The following is a 15140-nucleotide window of genomic DNA, read 5'->3' as shown; positions in this document are numbered from 1 at the left end:
TTATTGTTTTTTATCTATGCTGCGTTGTATCGCCATGCTGTTATTTACAAATATGTTAGCTTTCACACACCGTGGGATCTGTAATTGGATACCGAGCAAGCAGGCTGCCGTCAAAGTCGATTAAACGAAACTCAATCATGACTTTATCTGCCACATAATCAGTCGCATGCCTAGCGGCATGACAACACAGATCCTGCAAATATGAGTTAACAGGTTGAGGGGAATAACTAGAGTCGAGCTCAGAGGAACGAACAAGATTGAGCACATGGCGACCGGTATTAGCATTCGCTATCTGCTCACACAATGCCTCATCGAAACGATTCTGCGCAGCGATATCTGCCAATTGGGCAAAATTAATAGCATGGCCTGATACATGTGTCATCATATGCCCCGACACCATTTTCCCCAGCTTGCCGATCATCGCGACGACTGTCACTTTATCCACCTTATAACGTTTGGCTGCGCGCAATCCGACTCCGACGAAATCGCCCGCCTGTATAAACGCCATAGAATTCATATGGGGTAGCATTTCCATTGCCGAACGTTCTGAGCGGCTGCCAGTAGTCAATACGACATGATTAAGATGGTTAGCACTAGCAACCTTTACAGACTGACGAACCGAAGACGAAAAAGCAGAGGTTGAATAGGGCTTTACTGTCCCCCGAGTTCCGAGTATCGAAATACCACCAATCAGCCCTAAGCGTTCGCTTATTGTTTGTTTGGCACACTCCTCGCCTTCCGGTACACGAATTTCCAGCGCTAACCCTGGCTGAAGGTATTGTTCAGGCTGAGATGCCAACCATTCTGCCATGGCCATGTCGTGTATATTTTGACGCGGGACGGGATTGATTGCCGCCATCCCGACCGGGAGTTCTAACCCCGGCAAGGTCACTTTAGCGACACCCACTCCGCCATCGAGATGAATACCCGGCTTGGAATGCCACGACGCCATGCATTGAATTTCAATGCCATGGGTACAATCGGGATCGTCCCCTCCGTCTTTCAGCACACTCGCCAATACACCTAGGGGCGTTCGCTCAAGGCGGCATAGCTCAAAACTGACTTTCTCTTTGTTAGGCAATGTAATGGTCACCTGACTGATAAGATCTTCATTTAGCAGACAGTGCACCGCCGCACGAGCTGCTGCTGCTGCACATGCACCAGTTGTATAGCCAGACCGTAATTCATTACGGTGTTGAGAGCGCTTAACTTGGGTAATCACGTATATTCCCCACCTCGAATCATCGACTTATCAACGTCAGGCAATTTCATTTTCTGGGGAGTAAGCTGTACCAACTTGCCGTTTTTCAGACAATATTCTTGCTGTACAAGTTTCGAACGTAGCTGTGGGTCATGGCTAACTAAGATCAACGGCAACTGGCACTGCTGGAGGATCTCTACCAGACGATGTTGATTCTCTAGATCCAAATCATTGGAGGGTTCATCAAGAATCAACACCTCAGGGTCCATCGCCAAAACAGTCGCCAGTGCCACCAGACGCTTCTGACCGCCAGATAACTGATAGCTAACACATTCAGCCAATTCACTTATACCGAGCAGGTTCAATGTTGCCATCGCTTTCTGGTGCGCTTTACAGGCACTAAAGCCTTGGTTCAACGGACCAAAACTTACGTCGTCAATCACTGTCGGGCAAAATAGCTGATCATCAGGGTCCTGAAAAACCAAGCCAATGCGGGTTCGATGTCGTCTAAACATCTTCTCGTTTAGACAATTAGCTTTATAACAGCTCTCACCAAACAGACGAACATCACCGCCATCTGCGGGCAACAGCCCCATAATAAGTTGCAACAGCGTGCTCTTCCCGCAACCGTTACTCCCGGTTATAGCAATACGTTCACCAGCAGAGAGCGTGAAATCAAGCTGTTCGGCACAGCTTTTTCCATTGGGGCGTGAATAGTTCAGCTGGTCAAAAGCGATTAATTCAGTCATAGCCACTCCTGCACAGCTACTGTGCTTACCAACCAATTGGCAATAACATTCAAGTTAAAAACTAATGCGACAATAATGAAATAGCCCCCGATATACCGCTTATCGTGAGCAGACAACGGGACAGTTTGCGTCATAGGGAAACGACCATTGAAACCACGGCACTTCATCGCCAGCCAGATCCGATCCGCTCGCTCCATAGCTCGTACTAGCATCATGCCAAACAGATACCCGTAACTACGCCATGTATGCAAAGAATTGTCTGGACGGAAGCCGCGTGCTTTCATTGCACAACGCAAACGCGTAAATTCCTGCTGCATGACACTGATATAGCGGATACTCATTTGCATCATCAATACCAATTTATGCGGCATTTTCAGCTCAGCAAGCGCATGACTCAAGGCCACTGCATTCAGTCCTGCACACTGTGCCATTAAAGCAATGACAATAATGTTTGCCTTCACTAGAATCATTGCGGCTAAAGCAATGCCTTCATGAGTGACGGCAACACCACCAAAGCTAAACGCGACCTCGCCTGGTTCGGTAAAAGGTAGCAAGATAACGGTAAGAACAATAAAGCCATCAACGGCCGCTAGGCGTTTTAAGCCGACAACACAACCAACAGCACTGCGTTGCCATAAGTGAAGGGCCAGCAGGCCGTAACCGAATAACGGAATCCATTGCCCGTTCAATACCACGGCACAGGCCATAATCAATGCCAGCAGCACACGAAGCCTCGGTGCAATATTTACCGATTGAGTCGGTGTTGATGTAGCCGCAAGCAATGCTTCTATCATTGGCGACGTGACCGATAGAGTACAAACAGCCCGAACAGGCCAAAGATGTAACCTATTCCGCCAAGAATATCGTGAACTCTGACTTTGGCTTCGTACTGGTCAAGCTGCGCCCGTAATGGACGAATGGCTTTGGCCACCGCCTGCTCCATTTGAGCCGGAGTGATAGCAATCACCGCAGATTGCTTCTGTGGTTCAGACTCCGAAGGCTTCAGGATTAGTGCTGGTTCCGGCTCTGACAACGTTGCCGCACTAGCCGTGTCATTATATTCCGTAGCGAACTCCGCAGCGGAAATGCTGTAGGTCGCAACATGTCCTTGCCCGGCATCCGCCCGAATCTGGTAATCCCCAACTTCCAGTGCCTCGAAACGAAATTGGCCTTCGTCATCACACTGTGTAGTTGCAACAACATTCTGATCGACCAGCAACTCGACAATTGAGCCCACAGCCATTTTACCGTTAGAAAAATAAGCCTCACCTTCAATAGCTTGCCCTTCCACCCAAGAAAATGCTTTCATTCGGTGGGCATACGCATTGACAGAGCACACAGCAATCAAACCGGCAATCAAACCAATACTCAGAGCTGACAAGCCAGCAGCATGTACTACTGAGCGAATTATCTTAGAAAAACTAACCATGATGGGTTCTGTTACCTTACAGAGAAGAAGAGATTGCAACTGCAGGGCGAACCTTACATAGCAACTTGAAAGCAAACGCCGATACCACACCTTCGATGACAGCGACTGGCAAGTGCCCGAACACCACCAGCTTGGCACTGGCTATAAAGCCATCGCCAGACAAGGCAAGCGATGAGGCAACAAATAGAGCCGTCAGGAGAACAGCAGTGAAACCAGCGACAAACCCAACTACCATTGGTGACATGCTGCGCAACCAGGACTTAGCAACAAAACCCGTAATAATAGCCGGCAACGCAATATTGAGGCAGTTGACGCCAAGCACAACAATGCCGCCAAATCCAAAAAAGACGGCCTGCAAAATTAACCCAATAAGTACGACTGGAAATGCGGCCCACCCTAGCAACAAGCCAAGCAGACCATTAAAAATCAGGTGAACACTCGATGGCCCTAGTGGAATGTGAATTAATGAGGCTACGAAGAAACATGCGGCAAGCACGGCTGCCTGCGGCAACTTTTCGTCAGATATACTGCGCAAACCCAACGTAGTACCCAATACCGTCGTGATAATTCCAGCGGCAAGGACTGGCGTCGAAAGAACGCCGTCTACAATATGCATTCTTCACTCCTAATACTTGCAGTATTGAATGAAGCACGATGCTCAAGAAATAGCGTTAAACACGGAGCATGGGAAGCCACACGGAAAAAGGAGGGGCAGCTAGAAAGAACTAAAAAAAAGGTCCGTTTCATATCAAATGCACACTATACGTTATAGTAAACTTTGCACTAGATAACAGGTATGAAAAAACGGCTGATAACACAGGTGTGAGATCAACCCCTTCATCACTGAGTATTCCCGCCCAGTATCTAGAAGCATGTATTGATAGCAGGTTTCCTGACTTGCGAATAACAACGCATTACCTTCCTTCCCGAAAAATCAGTGGTTTAAGGTAACACTCATCGCTTACAGTTGCGGGTACAGCTCAGGCCTTTAACCTGATTCCCTCTTAGCCGTTCAAGGCACTATCATTAAAGCTGTGATAGTTAAGCACTTTCAGTTGAAAAGACACATGATTCAAATCAAAGTAGCAAAACATAGCTAGTGACTATTGTTAAATTTATCGAATACAACTAGCGGGGTTTTATTGCATTGGTCGTTGATTCGACAACATCATCAAAAAATGCAGTAACATCGTCTCTATTCAGCCAACTCGGCTTAAGCCTAAAGTCACTCCAATTGGAAAGCTGCTGCCAGGTGTCATCCCAGGGCGGGCTATGAAGAACAAGCGCTCCAATCAACAAAAACTGCATAGCACTTATTACTGGATTGCGGTTTGAACATAATTTGAAAGCAGAGCCAAATGACATCTTTATTTTTCGATTTGCCAAATCAACACTATAAGCCTCATCCAGAAGCAAGTGTACAAGTCCACCTCCCATCAAGAAGAGTCCTGATAGCCAGCTTGTTGTCTCGCGATATCCAAGCATATAAATAAGCGATACGCAGCCAAGTCCAGACACACAGATAAACGCCAGAGAATGACAACTGCCTCTATGGACCGTCACTTTTTCTAACAATGCTTTCAGGTTATGGCGGATAGTTAAATAGCAGAACAAAGCGTATACAATCAGCTCTAGCATAGAGACCATACGGTAGATATGACCGACAAAACTAAAGGTGATCAAGCCGCCAAAAAACCTAAACAGGGTGCTCATCGAGGTGGAGTTATCTGAATCAATATCTGGCAACAAACCACCCATAGTGCCAAGGAACATCAGCCACAAAGCAGTAATCGGGACTACATGCCCTGCTGATAATAATGCGGTAGCCGCCAAACTACTGGTTAGCGCGGCTGATCCAAGATGCATATTGAAATTAGCCACAATTATTCACACTGAACAAGGTCGTTGAATCATTATCAGTCTAATACTGTGTTCCAACAACCATTGCCTCTTTAACTGGATAAATAACCAGTATTATGTATTAATTCTTTGTGACATCAATGAAAATCAGAAACTTCAAACATTTGCATGACTAACTGATGTTTTTTTAAGCGCAATTGACACTGTGCTAACTTCCGCCTAAATCCAACGACGAACTTTATCTTTGTACAACACAAATTCGCTCCTAAAGTGAGCTTCTAAAAAACGTTCTTCTGGCTCAATTTGAAACCGATTCATATATACAACAAATCCAAGACATAGAACTAAGGAATAGACACTTTGTAAGTAGATACCAAAACCAAGAAGAAATAACAAAAAGCCCACATACATCGGATTACGAGTAATACGATATACACCAGACTTTACCAGCGTCGATGCTTCTTGTGGTGCTAGCGGGTTAACCGTTGTCTGGGCCTGACGAAAAGCCAATACACCAGAAATAGAAACCGCAGCACCGAAGATAACAATAAAAGCAGCTGCAATTGTGCTTCCAGATCCCAATATATCCGGCTTTGGTAATTGCGCAGATACTAGCCACATACTGAACATAAAAATAAAGACTAAGGCGATCGGGGGTACTTTTAGTTCTAGGCTAGTCATATTTGCTTTCCATGATGATGCATAATGTAGCTGGGTATATTCTCAGCTTAAGATTTCTATTCCTATGGCGATAGCTGAAACAATACCAAAAAACCACGCACTCATCGTCAGCTCTTCATAGGCAATCGCAATATACTTCTTTTTCTCACCAATTACTTCAGATAGGTTTTCTATCGCTTCATGGTAGGAAGCAACAATGAATTGTTCTCGGCTTTGAATGTCAAGCTCCTCTAAATAAGCTGTTATTTCGCTCCCCTTGGGAAGCTCAGGGCTCCCCTCGATTTTCAGAGCCAATAGTGAGTGTCCCCACGAGCAGACAACGGAGAACAGTGCAAGCAGTAGCGCCACCAGCTTTATCCATTCGATAGGTAATGATGGCTGAAAAAAGCTATCACTCTTAATAACGGTCACAGTGCCAAGCGCAGCGATAATCGTTGTTAAGAATGCCAGTAACATAGAACACTGACTCTCCAGATACTTAAAACGAGCCAGCTCTTCTGTATACCTGTCTTTTAGATAATCTATCGTTTCAATGACATGCCCTCCGACTTACCGAAGATACAAATGTTCCCACTTAAACATAGACTACCAAACTAACAATAATGTTCAGCACTAGCAGTATTTGTTCTACAGTTATACCCAAACTACCTCTTGCTGAAACGCCTCGATAACAATCGAGGCGTTGTTAAATTTTGCTTTAAACGGAAAGGCCTTTGTGGCTCTTGGACTTCTCACACTTATTGGTTAGCCGTCTGTTGCAAAAAATCTAACCTCTGTTGCTCTTCTTGGCTAGGCACGTAAAACGCTTTACTTAGCGTTGATAAATCAAAGGGAGCCAAAGGAATTGTCTCTTGCTCGCTGATCCCAAAGCTTGCCTTTTCTCCTGGGTAACCAGACATTCTTTCGATGACCCAATCTTTCAATAGATAAGAGCCATCAGTTCCGGTCAATACGCTCTGGTGTGCCTTTAATATCAGCTCTTCACTCCCCTCGCCTAACTTAGATTTTCCGTTTAGTGCCGCGATAATATTGCCATCGAGGCTATAGAGGTTGGCCCGTATGCGGTATATACCAGCTTGTTTTACATCCAATACAAGAGGGATCAGCATATCGGCCTCTTTTGATGACGGTATCCCGACGGCGGTTAAATGAGCAGCTGGAACGTAGAAATTAAAGTCTGCGGTTAAAATATCGCTGCCTTGTTCAAAATCGATAGTTGCCTTTATTCTTATTTCCTGAGGCCAATCTTTATTGGTTTTAACAACCAGAGACTGACTGCTTGTTTGTTCAACAGCAAGAACTTGTTTTGTCGTCGGATCATAAAACTCATACTTTATATTACTGATAGCCAGCTTAGTATTTAACGAGACTACAATCGGTTCAGGGTAAAAGAAACGGAACTTGACAAGTGATAGCGAAGCCGTGTGGACTCCATCAAGTACCGGAACCTCGACAGCACTAAAGTGATTGGGCTCAAGGTAGCTCTTATTCGATAACGAGACTGGTTTAGAGTAAGGTGGATATTGTATTTCAGCCGCATAAGCAGCTGAAATCAGTGCCAGTTGCTGAGTGATTGGCTCTAAATCAGGCCCCTTGTTTTCCTTTAAAACTGTATCTTGTTCTGAAGATAGCGGTATCGGCTCGGTAGAACGAACTTCTACTTTTTCCTCAGGTACTTTCATTGCATTCTCGAATTCTGTTTCAATACTTTCTGCTACTGGTTCGACAAACTGTCCTAACGATTGAGCCCTGTCCGTTTTCGGCGCGGCCAGCAAATAAAGGACGGAAACGACGAATATCAACGCAATAGCAATGTACTTGGTATTATTCATACAAGTCTTCGCAACCTATAGTCTGCAAATTATGCCAGCAAGAGGGCTAATCAACCCTCTTGCATCCGGAGTTTTCTAATTGAGCAAGTCAGCCACCAGCTGTGACATTGTCACTTCATCAGAACCATCAACATAACGATAATAGTTACCTGTCAGCCAATACTTTTCATCCGTCGTACTGACAGCCAAAGTCTTGCCATTGGTGAATGTCACTTGTTGATTCGCTGCCGTGACTTGCCCACTATGCGAATTACTAATCAATCCGCCATGGCTATAATCGTCACCCATAAGCAATGGATAATGATCTGGCATGAAGTCACTCACCCCTCGGGATTGACCTGCCAGCTTGCCATCATAGGCAACGCTAACCGAACAGCTATTGAAGTCTCCGGCCTGACTCGCCCCACAAGTGGAATGGCTGGCAACAACGCCATCATCATGCCCCGGCAAAAAACCTCCGGTTAAATTAAAGTAGTCTGAACCATCACCAGTAAAGCGAACCCGTGGGATTCTTCCATCAGGAATTGGTGCCAACTGACGCGCATTAGCCACTTTTAGGTCATTCAATACTCCGGTGTTAGAGCTATTGGGGATTTCACCAAGCCAAAGCTTGATTGCTGCTTGAAGGGCGCCATTTACCCACCCACTTCCTTCGGCAACATTGATAGCCAGATCTCCCAGCTCAGAGCCGCCGCCGGCACCGGCAAAATCGAAGGTAGCCAGAATATTCAATGGCTGGAGCCCTGCATTTTCTAGCCAGTTCGCCTGATTATCCAGCATATACCGGGCAACAAGATCACCTGTTGAATGGGTAACAAAAATACAGCCATTGAGGCATGTCTGGTTTTTCGATAGCTCTTGCAATTTTGGCCAAATATAGTCTGACGAAATTTTACCGGCGACCCTCTCCTGAGAAGGCCAATCAATACGATCATCAGCTTTCGCTAGCCAAAAATCACGCCAATAGTCGGCCCCTTCCTGTTCAACAGCCTGACGATCTGGTTTTGTTTGCAATTGATCAGCCTGAAAACCGTGGATCAAAATAATTGGGTGTTCGCCAATCGCCGCATGAGCTGAAAATGAGAGCGTAGCCAACGTCGCTAAGATACCCTTAGTTAATGTCTTCATTGTTATCACTTCCGTTGCATATGTAACAATGAAGAGTAGAAGCTCTAATTCAGCTCGCCAAATATGAGATCAGGCTGATATTAATTAATTGTAAGACGATCACATTATTAATATAACGGTATGCATGAATTGTGAGGCAGGTATTACCCATCAACAGGACTTGCCGGTGTGCTCAATATCAACTGATAGAAGCCTAAATCAAGCCAACGTCCAAATTTAAATCCCGCTTGATTAATCGTTCCGGAATGACTAAATCCAAGCCGCTGATGCAAATAAATACTACCTTCATTTTCTAAATCAATTGCACCAACCATCACATGGTAGTCTTGCTGTTTAGCAAGCTGAATTAATCGAAACATTAATTCTTTCGCAACGCCTCTGCCTCGAAAGTCTGGATGTAGATAAACAGAGTGCTCAATCGTGTATTTAAAAGCAGGCTGCTCACGAAATCGACCATAACTGGCAAATCCCATCAGCCGGCCATGATCATCGACAACCCCCAGCACTGGAAACTCGGCTTTTCTCTTGGTTTCAAACCATGAAACCATGTTGTCCATAGTCCTAGGCTTATAGTCATACAGTGCCGTTGAATGTAAAATTGCATCATTAAGAATGGTCAGAATCTCAGGAGCATGAGACTCAAAAGTGCAGGTAATAAACTTCATATCCTTGGCTAAAATCCCTTTGTAAAGAATACGCTCAGTACATGCAAACTATCACTCAAAATTCCATCTAGTCAACACATCAAACCTTGATCACACCATTTGGACAAATATTTGCAAAGCTCCTATTCATCATTGAATCTTATATCAATAAAGTTATTACCCGTGAGGGAAATCCATGGAACGGGTTCAGTGTTGGGTAAGGGAGTTACTGGAAGCTGGTCAATCAACCGACGACCTTAATCGTATTGTTCGCTGTATCGGTCAATACCTTGGGGCTGATATAAGCCTATTATTCCTCGGTTCCCCCCCCCATAAAGGTGAACAATGGGTTCTCCACCACGGAATTAATGAAAGCGATTTCGATTTTTACTTACGCCACTCTAAAGATGACATCTATTTACAACATTATCTCAGCCATTCGCTGACAGGTAATATGGTCCCCCTTCAGGACATGTTGCCAGTCAAACGTATCAGTAACAGCTGGTTTCTCGATGAGATGATCCCACGAATGGCTGTTCGCTACTCTATCAGCGGTTTATATCCAGTTGCTCACGGACAGGTTCTATCAATTAGCTTTCATCGTTATAGCCAGCCATTTCCCTCCAAGAGCCAAAAACTCATGCAGCAACTACTTGAGGCACTCTGCCCATGGGGGCAATATTTTATCGCCCGTCATACTCTCGAAAAAGTTCATGGCCCAGAACCAATAGCCAAAAGTATAATGAAACTACCAGATACCCTCACGCAGGCTGAGCACAATGTTGTAACTTTGCTCGCTCAAGGTTATGACGGCAGTGAAATAACGGCGATGCGTGGTGTATCGAAAGAAACGACAAAATCTCAAATTAAAAGCATTCTACATAAAACGGGTTGCCGCCATCAAAATCAGCTAATAAAACAGATTTACTGTGGACTCGAATAAACACCCAGCATTCATTTTGTCACCAATAATGGGCTAACAAGCTGAATGTAAAAGCATGTAAGTTGCAACCCTTGTATACTTACATCACTATACTCACTTATTTTGCCATAAATCGGATCTTGTGATGGAAGCAGAGCAGCTCGAAATACTTAGTTTTATCAGCCAGTTCCCTCCTTTTGATAATCTACCAGAAGAAAAACAACAACAAGTAGCACTACAAATCGAGGTATCCTATTACCGCGCTGACAGTATGATCCTCAACTTTGGTGACGAGATCCACGACCTTTACCTGATCCGTAGTGGTGCCGTCGAGATTTACCGACGTAAAGGGGAACTCTACAACCGTATTGATGAGGGAGCTCTCTTTGGTCAATTGGGACTACTGATGAATAACCGCATCCGTATGCCCGCAAAAGCCATTGAGGATACGCTGCTTTACTGTATTCCCGAAGAGATGTTCAACAGCCTCTATGAAGAGTTTGATAGCTTTGCCGATTTTGTCGAAGTCGAAGACAGCGCCCGTCTTCGCAATGTGGTTTCTACTCACACTGATGCCAATGACCTCACAACCTCCAAAGTACGAACACTTTTAACCCGAGACCCATTTCTGATTGCAAAAGACGAATCGATTCAAGTCGCAGCTCAGACAATGGCGGAAGAAAGTACCTCTTCACTATTGGTTACCGATCCCGAGGCAATAAATGATGATGAAGATGGCGATCACCTTGTAGGCATTATTACAGACAGAGATTTATGTACCCGAGTGCTTGCTTGCGGTATTGATGTGTCGGCGCCCGTTTCTGAGGTTATGACAACCGAGGTTATTTCCCTCGATCACAATGCCTACGTGTTTGAAGCGATGCTAACCATGCTGCGCTATAACGTCCACCATTTACCCGTACTGCGCAATAAGCACCCAATCGGCGTTATTGGCCTTACCGATATCGTTCGTTACGAATCACAAAATAGTCTGTTGCTGGTTAGTACGATCTTCCAGCAGCAGAGTGTCGAAGAATTACAGGTCTTATCAGAACAGGTCAAAGACTGCTTTGTCCGTATGGTCAACGAAGATGCCAACTCTCATATGGTTGGAAGCGCTATGGCTGTAATTGGCCGCAGCTTCAAACAGCGATTACTTGAACTCGCCGAGGAAATTCAAGGACCGCCACCAATTCCATATTGCTTTCTGGCTTTAGGCTCTATGGCCCGCGACGAACAGCTGATTGTAACCGATCAGGACAATGCGCTGATCCTGGACAATAGATACAATGAGAATCTGCATGGCGCATACTTTGCCAAACTCGCCAAATTTGTCTGCGACGGACTTGCGGCATGCGGCTACAGCTACTGCCAAGGTGGGATCATGGCCACCAATCCTGAATGGCGAAAAACTCGACAGGAATGGGAAGAATGTTTTGCTGATTGGATCGACAACCCCAAGCCGCAAGCTCTACTAAATAGCTCAATCTTTTTTGACTTAGATGGTGTTTGGGGCCGAGTTAAATGGGCAGAACAACTAAATAGCTTTATTATCAGGCGCGCCAGAAAGAACAATCGCTTTCTCTCTTGCCTTGCCCGTAACGCAATCAGCCGAACCCCACCGTTAGGTTTTTTCAAAGATTTTGTTATGGAAAAAGATGGTCGCCATAACAATTCAATTAACCTCAAGCGCCGAGGTACGGCACCGCTTGCTGATCTAATCCGAGTTCACGCCTTCGCTGTAGGCTCTCGATCGCAGAATTCCTTCGAGCGATTGGATGACATCATTGAGTCCGGAATTTTACCCAAAGGTCGAGGACAAGATCTCCGTGATGCCATGGAGTTTATCTACATGGTACGAATTCGACACCAGGCACTGGATATCGAAGCCGAAACCGAGGCTGATAATAGTATCGAACCGGAGAACATGTCTGACTTTGAGCGCAGAAACCTCAAAGCTGCATTCCAAATCCTAAGCAATGCACAGAACTTCATCAAGTTTCGCTATCAAGGCAACAGACGATAATGATACAAAAAAGAGCACAAAGGCCGTTGCTAACCAACACAAACACACCTGACTGGCCGACGTTTTTCACCACCCTAGCCAGTCAGGCCAAAGACTCACGGCTAAAACAATATTATTCCGCTGATATGGTTCAAGGCGACACTCCTTTGCGGGATGTTCCTTTCGTAGCACTGGATTTCGAAACAACGGGGCTTGATCCCCAGAAAGACGAAATCATCAGCATAGGACTGGTCCCATTTAGCCTTCAGCGTATTCGATGCAGAGAGTCCGCCCACTGGGTAGTTAATCCACATAGGCCTTTAGAAGAAGAGTCGGTTGTTATCCATGGAATTACTGATTCAGATGTTAGTGATGCACCAGATTTACTACGCTTTCTCGAAAAGGTGCTGGATGCCCTCGCCGGAAAAGTTGTTGTTGTTCACTACCAAAAGATTGAACGAGAGTTCATGAACAGTGCGTTAAAAGCGCGGTTGAATGAAGGTATCCACTTTCCTGTCGTCGACACGATGGCAATTGAACTCGCTATACAACAACGTCAATACGGTGGGTTCTGGAACCGACTGCAGGGAAATAAACCGGGTTCGGTAAGGCTCGGTAAGGCCCGGCGACGTTATGGCCTGCCAACCTATCAACCTCACCATGCTTTAACCGATGCTTTAGCGACAGCTGAGCTACTACAAGCTCAGATTGCCTACCACTTTGACCCCGACACCCCGATATCAGAGCTTTGGCTATAAGACAAAAAAACGCCGCTATTTCAGCGGCGTTTTTACTATTACTGTCTTCGCCTATTGGCGAAAGCCTTTACTAACGAAAACGTTCGGTACGGAAGCCCATAATCAAGCTAACGCACATCAGCAGCAGAATAATGGTAAACGGTAAGCCCGTCGAGATAGCACCAGCCTGAAGCGCTTCGATTGCTTGCGTACCACCAACATAAAGCATTACAGCAGCAATCGCACCTTCAACTGTTGCCCAGAAGATACGCTGCGGCATTGGTGAATCAAGCTTACCACCAGCGGTAATATTATCGATCACCAATGAACCGGAATCAGAGGACGTAATAAAGAATACCATCACCAATACAATAGCAATAACAGACAATACGTTGCTAAACGGTAGCGCCTCGAACATTTCATACATAGCCAAAGGCACGGAAGTTAAACCGTTCTCACCTAAGCTACCTACGCCATTCATCACCTGGTCAATCGCTTGACCGCCAAACACTGACATCCAAAGGACAGTCACCATTGTCGGCACAATCAATACTGCGGTCAGAAACTCGCGAACAGTACGTCCCTTAGAAACACGAGCGATAAACATACCTACAAATGGTGACCAAGAAATCCACCACGCCCAGTAGAAGACAGTCCAGCCATGCATCCAGGCTTCATCCTCACGACCGTGCGGATTACTTAGCGCTAAGAAGTTTTCGGCATAACCAGAGATAGTTGTTGGAATTGTCCCCATCGAAACGGCAAAACCCACCAACGCAACGAACACCAACAATGCAATGGCAACTAGCATGTTAATGTTACTTAGCAGTTTAACCCCGCCATCAATACCACGGGCAACAGAGAAGACGGCTAGCAAAGTAACGACAGCTATCACCCCAATCTGCAACGTGATATTACTCTCGATACCCAAGACATGCTCTATACCACTTGCTGCCTGTTGGGCTCCTAAGCCCAATGATGTTGCCAGACCAAACAAGGTCGCCAGAACAGCAAAAATATCAACAACGTGACCAGCCCAGCCCCATACGCGATCACCCAGCAACGGGTAGAAAATCGAACGAATAGAAAGCGGCAGGCCCTTATTATAAGCAAAGAATGCCAAAGAAAGCGCAACCACGCCATAAATAGCCCAAGGATGGAAACCCCAGTGGTACATCGTCGCACCCATCGCCAACTTCGCAGCTTCTGGAGTATTAGGTGTCACCCCTAGTGGCGTCTCATACCAACCCGTATAGTAAGCAACAGGTTCAGCCACGCTCCAGAACATCAGACCAATGCCCATACCGGCAGCGAACAACATCGATAACCAAGAGACGCGAGAATAGTCCGTCTCAGCATCCTTTCCACCTATACGAATTTTCCCATATGGGGAAAAAATCAAAGCCAGACAGAAGACAACAAAAATGTTACCTGACCAGATGAACAGAGCATCGAAATTATTAATGATGCTATTTTTAACTCCATTCAGGGCTGTCTTCGCCGTGGCCGGATCACTAATCAAAACAGCAACCAAAAACAGGGCGATCAAACCAGCGCTTGTGCCAAAAACTGGATTATGAACGTCAAAACCCCACTTTTGGATATTGTCTTGTCCAACCGTGTAATCAGTATTATCTATACTGTATTTATCATGTTTACTCATCATTAAATCCTACTTGGCACAGCTTTCACCAAGAATACTTAGTCCTATAAATAAAAATGAAGCCTTTCGATCAAATCATTTATCTGGTTGAAGTGTCAAGTTTAATTGGAAATTACTAAAAAACGATCAATAAACAACCAGACATTGTAGATAACTTAGATGATTATTAACCATAGCAACAAAAAATTATTTCGTGCTCTAACCAATTAGTCATAAATGTTGCCTTTGACATCGACTCAAACACGCTCGAGAACGAGGAACAATAAGATAAAAAATAGTACTGAAACTA

General features: G+C 45.2%; 15 protein-coding genes and 1 riboswitch. Of the genes, 3 read left to right on the top strand and 12 right to left on the bottom strand.

Annotation, left to right across the window (positions count from 1 at the left end):
* Nucleotides 1-55: 55 nt before the first annotated feature.
* From EDI28_RS13545 to EDI28_RS13495, 11 genes are all read right to left on the bottom strand, one after another.
* A complete protein-coding gene (locus tag EDI28_RS13545; RefSeq protein ID WP_128784420.1) occupies nt 56-1222 on the bottom strand; it encodes a cobalt-precorrin-5B (C(1))-methyltransferase in 1167 nt (388 codons plus the stop codon).
* Nucleotides 1219-1950: an energy-coupling factor ABC transporter ATP-binding protein gene (locus tag EDI28_RS13540; RefSeq protein ID WP_128784419.1), complete on the bottom strand. Its 732-nt coding sequence runs from the start codon at nt 1948-1950 to the stop codon at nt 1219-1221. The genes EDI28_RS13545 and EDI28_RS13540 overlap by 4 nt, the downstream gene beginning before the upstream one ends.
* On the bottom strand, nt 1947-2744 hold the full coding sequence (gene cbiQ, locus EDI28_RS13535; protein WP_128784418.1) for a cobalt ECF transporter T component CbiQ: 798 nt from the start codon (nt 2742-2744) through the stop codon (nt 1947-1949). The genes EDI28_RS13540 and cbiQ overlap by 4 nt, the downstream gene beginning before the upstream one ends.
* A complete protein-coding gene (locus EDI28_RS13530) occupies nt 2741-3379 on the bottom strand; it encodes a NikL family nickel/cobalt ECF transporter subunit (RefSeq protein WP_199287430.1) in 639 nt (212 codons plus the stop codon). Before EDI28_RS13530 ends, cbiQ begins: the two co-directional genes overlap by 4 nt.
* Before the next feature lie 16 nt (nt 3380-3395).
* A complete protein-coding gene (gene cbiM / locus EDI28_RS13525; RefSeq protein ID WP_128784417.1) occupies nt 3396-3995 on the bottom strand; it encodes a cobalt transporter CbiM in 600 nt (199 codons plus the stop codon).
* Nucleotides 3996-4244: 249 nt separating this feature from the next.
* A riboswitch (cobalamin riboswitch) is annotated at nt 4245-4419 on the bottom strand.
* Between the two features lie 88 nt (nt 4420-4507).
* Nucleotides 4508-5260, bottom strand: coding sequence for a metal-dependent hydrolase (locus EDI28_RS13520; RefSeq protein ID WP_128784416.1), 753 nt, complete (start codon nt 5258-5260; stop codon nt 4508-4510).
* A 198-nt stretch (nt 5261-5458) separates the two neighbouring features.
* Nucleotides 5459-5920: a methyltransferase family protein gene (locus EDI28_RS13515; RefSeq protein WP_128784415.1), complete on the bottom strand. Its 462-nt coding sequence runs from the start codon at nt 5918-5920 to the stop codon at nt 5459-5461.
* 42 nt (nt 5921-5962) lie between these two features.
* On the bottom strand, nt 5963-6376 hold the full coding sequence (locus tag EDI28_RS13510) for a hypothetical protein (RefSeq protein ID WP_128784414.1): 414 nt from the start codon (nt 6374-6376) through the stop codon (nt 5963-5965).
* A 281-nt stretch (nt 6377-6657) separates the two neighbouring features.
* On the bottom strand, nt 6658-7752 hold the full coding sequence (locus tag EDI28_RS13505; RefSeq protein ID WP_128784413.1) for a hypothetical protein: 1095 nt from the start codon (nt 7750-7752) through the stop codon (nt 6658-6660).
* A 75-nt stretch (nt 7753-7827) separates the two neighbouring features.
* Complete coding sequence (locus EDI28_RS13500; protein WP_128784412.1) at nt 7828-8880, bottom strand: hypothetical protein; 1053 nt, start codon at nt 8878-8880, stop codon at nt 7828-7830.
* A gap of 143 nt (nt 8881-9023) precedes the next feature.
* The gene (locus tag EDI28_RS13495) at nt 9024-9545 is read right to left on the bottom strand and encodes a GNAT family N-acetyltransferase (protein ID WP_128784411.1); all 522 of its coding nucleotides are present in this window, start codon (nt 9543-9545) and stop codon (nt 9024-9026) included.
* Between the two features lie 175 nt (nt 9546-9720).
* Here EDI28_RS13495 and EDI28_RS13490 point away from each other — a divergent pair, with 175 nt between their 5' ends.
* From EDI28_RS13490 to EDI28_RS13480, 3 genes are all read left to right on the top strand, one after another.
* Nucleotides 9721-10467 (top strand): helix-turn-helix transcriptional regulator, encoded by a 747-nt coding sequence (locus tag EDI28_RS13490; RefSeq protein WP_128784410.1) that lies wholly within the window; start codon nt 9721-9723, stop codon nt 10465-10467.
* 124 nt (nt 10468-10591) lie between these two features.
* Nucleotides 10592-12472 (top strand): DUF294 nucleotidyltransferase-like domain-containing protein, encoded by a 1881-nt coding sequence (locus tag EDI28_RS13485; protein ID WP_128784409.1) that lies wholly within the window; start codon nt 10592-10594, stop codon nt 12470-12472.
* Nucleotides 12472-13209, top strand: a complete 738-nt coding sequence (locus EDI28_RS13480; protein ID WP_128784408.1) for a 3'-5' exonuclease — start codon at nt 12472-12474, stop codon at nt 13207-13209. Before EDI28_RS13485 ends, EDI28_RS13480 begins: the two co-directional genes overlap by 1 nt.
* A gap of 70 nt (nt 13210-13279) precedes the next feature.
* Here EDI28_RS13480 and EDI28_RS13475 read toward each other — a convergent pair whose 3' ends face one another.
* Nucleotides 13280-14854 (bottom strand): BCCT family transporter, encoded by a 1575-nt coding sequence (locus tag EDI28_RS13475; protein ID WP_128784407.1) that lies wholly within the window; start codon nt 14852-14854, stop codon nt 13280-13282.
* Nucleotides 14855-15140 lie beyond the last annotated feature (286 nt).

Source organism: Photobacterium chitinilyticum (assembly GCF_004104355.1).
GTDB lineage: Bacteria > Pseudomonadota > Gammaproteobacteria > Enterobacterales > Vibrionaceae > Photobacterium > Photobacterium chitinilyticum.
This window is presented reverse-complemented; position numbering and strand designations above follow the sequence as displayed.

Excerpts from the sequence above, each read along its gene's own strand:
- EDI28_RS13490 (WP_128784410.1), top strand. The coding sequence starts at position 9,721 with ATGGAACGGGTTCAGTGTTGGGTAAGGGAGTTACTGGAAGCTGGTCAA.
- EDI28_RS13510 (WP_128784414.1), bottom strand. The coding sequence starts at position 6,376 with ATGTTACTGGCATTCTTAACAACGATTATCGCTGCGCTTGGCACTGTG.
- EDI28_RS13530 (WP_199287430.1), bottom strand. The coding sequence starts at position 3,379 with ATGGTTAGTTTTTCTAAGATAATTCGCTCAGTAGTACATGCTGCTGGC.
- EDI28_RS13480 (WP_128784408.1), top strand. The coding sequence starts at position 12,472 with ATGATACAAAAAAGAGCACAAAGGCCGTTGCTAACCAACACAAACACA.
- EDI28_RS13495 (WP_128784411.1), bottom strand. The coding sequence starts at position 9,545 with ATGAAGTTTATTACCTGCACTTTTGAGTCTCATGCTCCTGAGATTCTG.
- EDI28_RS13540 (WP_128784419.1), bottom strand. The coding sequence starts at position 1,950 with ATGACTGAATTAATCGCTTTTGACCAGCTGAACTATTCACGCCCCAAT.
- EDI28_RS13515 (WP_128784415.1), bottom strand. The coding sequence starts at position 5,920 with ATGACTAGCCTAGAACTAAAAGTACCCCCGATCGCCTTAGTCTTTATT.
- EDI28_RS13485 (WP_128784409.1), top strand. The coding sequence starts at position 10,592 with ATGGAAGCAGAGCAGCTCGAAATACTTAGTTTTATCAGCCAGTTCCCT.
- EDI28_RS13500 (WP_128784412.1), bottom strand. The coding sequence starts at position 8,880 with ATGAAGACATTAACTAAGGGTATCTTAGCGACGTTGGCTACGCTCTCA.
- cbiM (WP_128784417.1), bottom strand. The coding sequence starts at position 3,995 with ATGCATATTGTAGACGGCGTTCTTTCGACGCCAGTCCTTGCCGCTGGA.
- cbiQ (WP_128784418.1), bottom strand. The coding sequence starts at position 2,744 with ATGATAGAAGCATTGCTTGCGGCTACATCAACACCGACTCAATCGGTA.
- EDI28_RS13505 (WP_128784413.1), bottom strand. The coding sequence starts at position 7,752 with ATGAATAATACCAAGTACATTGCTATTGCGTTGATATTCGTCGTTTCC.
- EDI28_RS13475 (WP_128784407.1), bottom strand. The coding sequence starts at position 14,854 with ATGATGAGTAAACATGATAAATACAGTATAGATAATACTGATTACACG.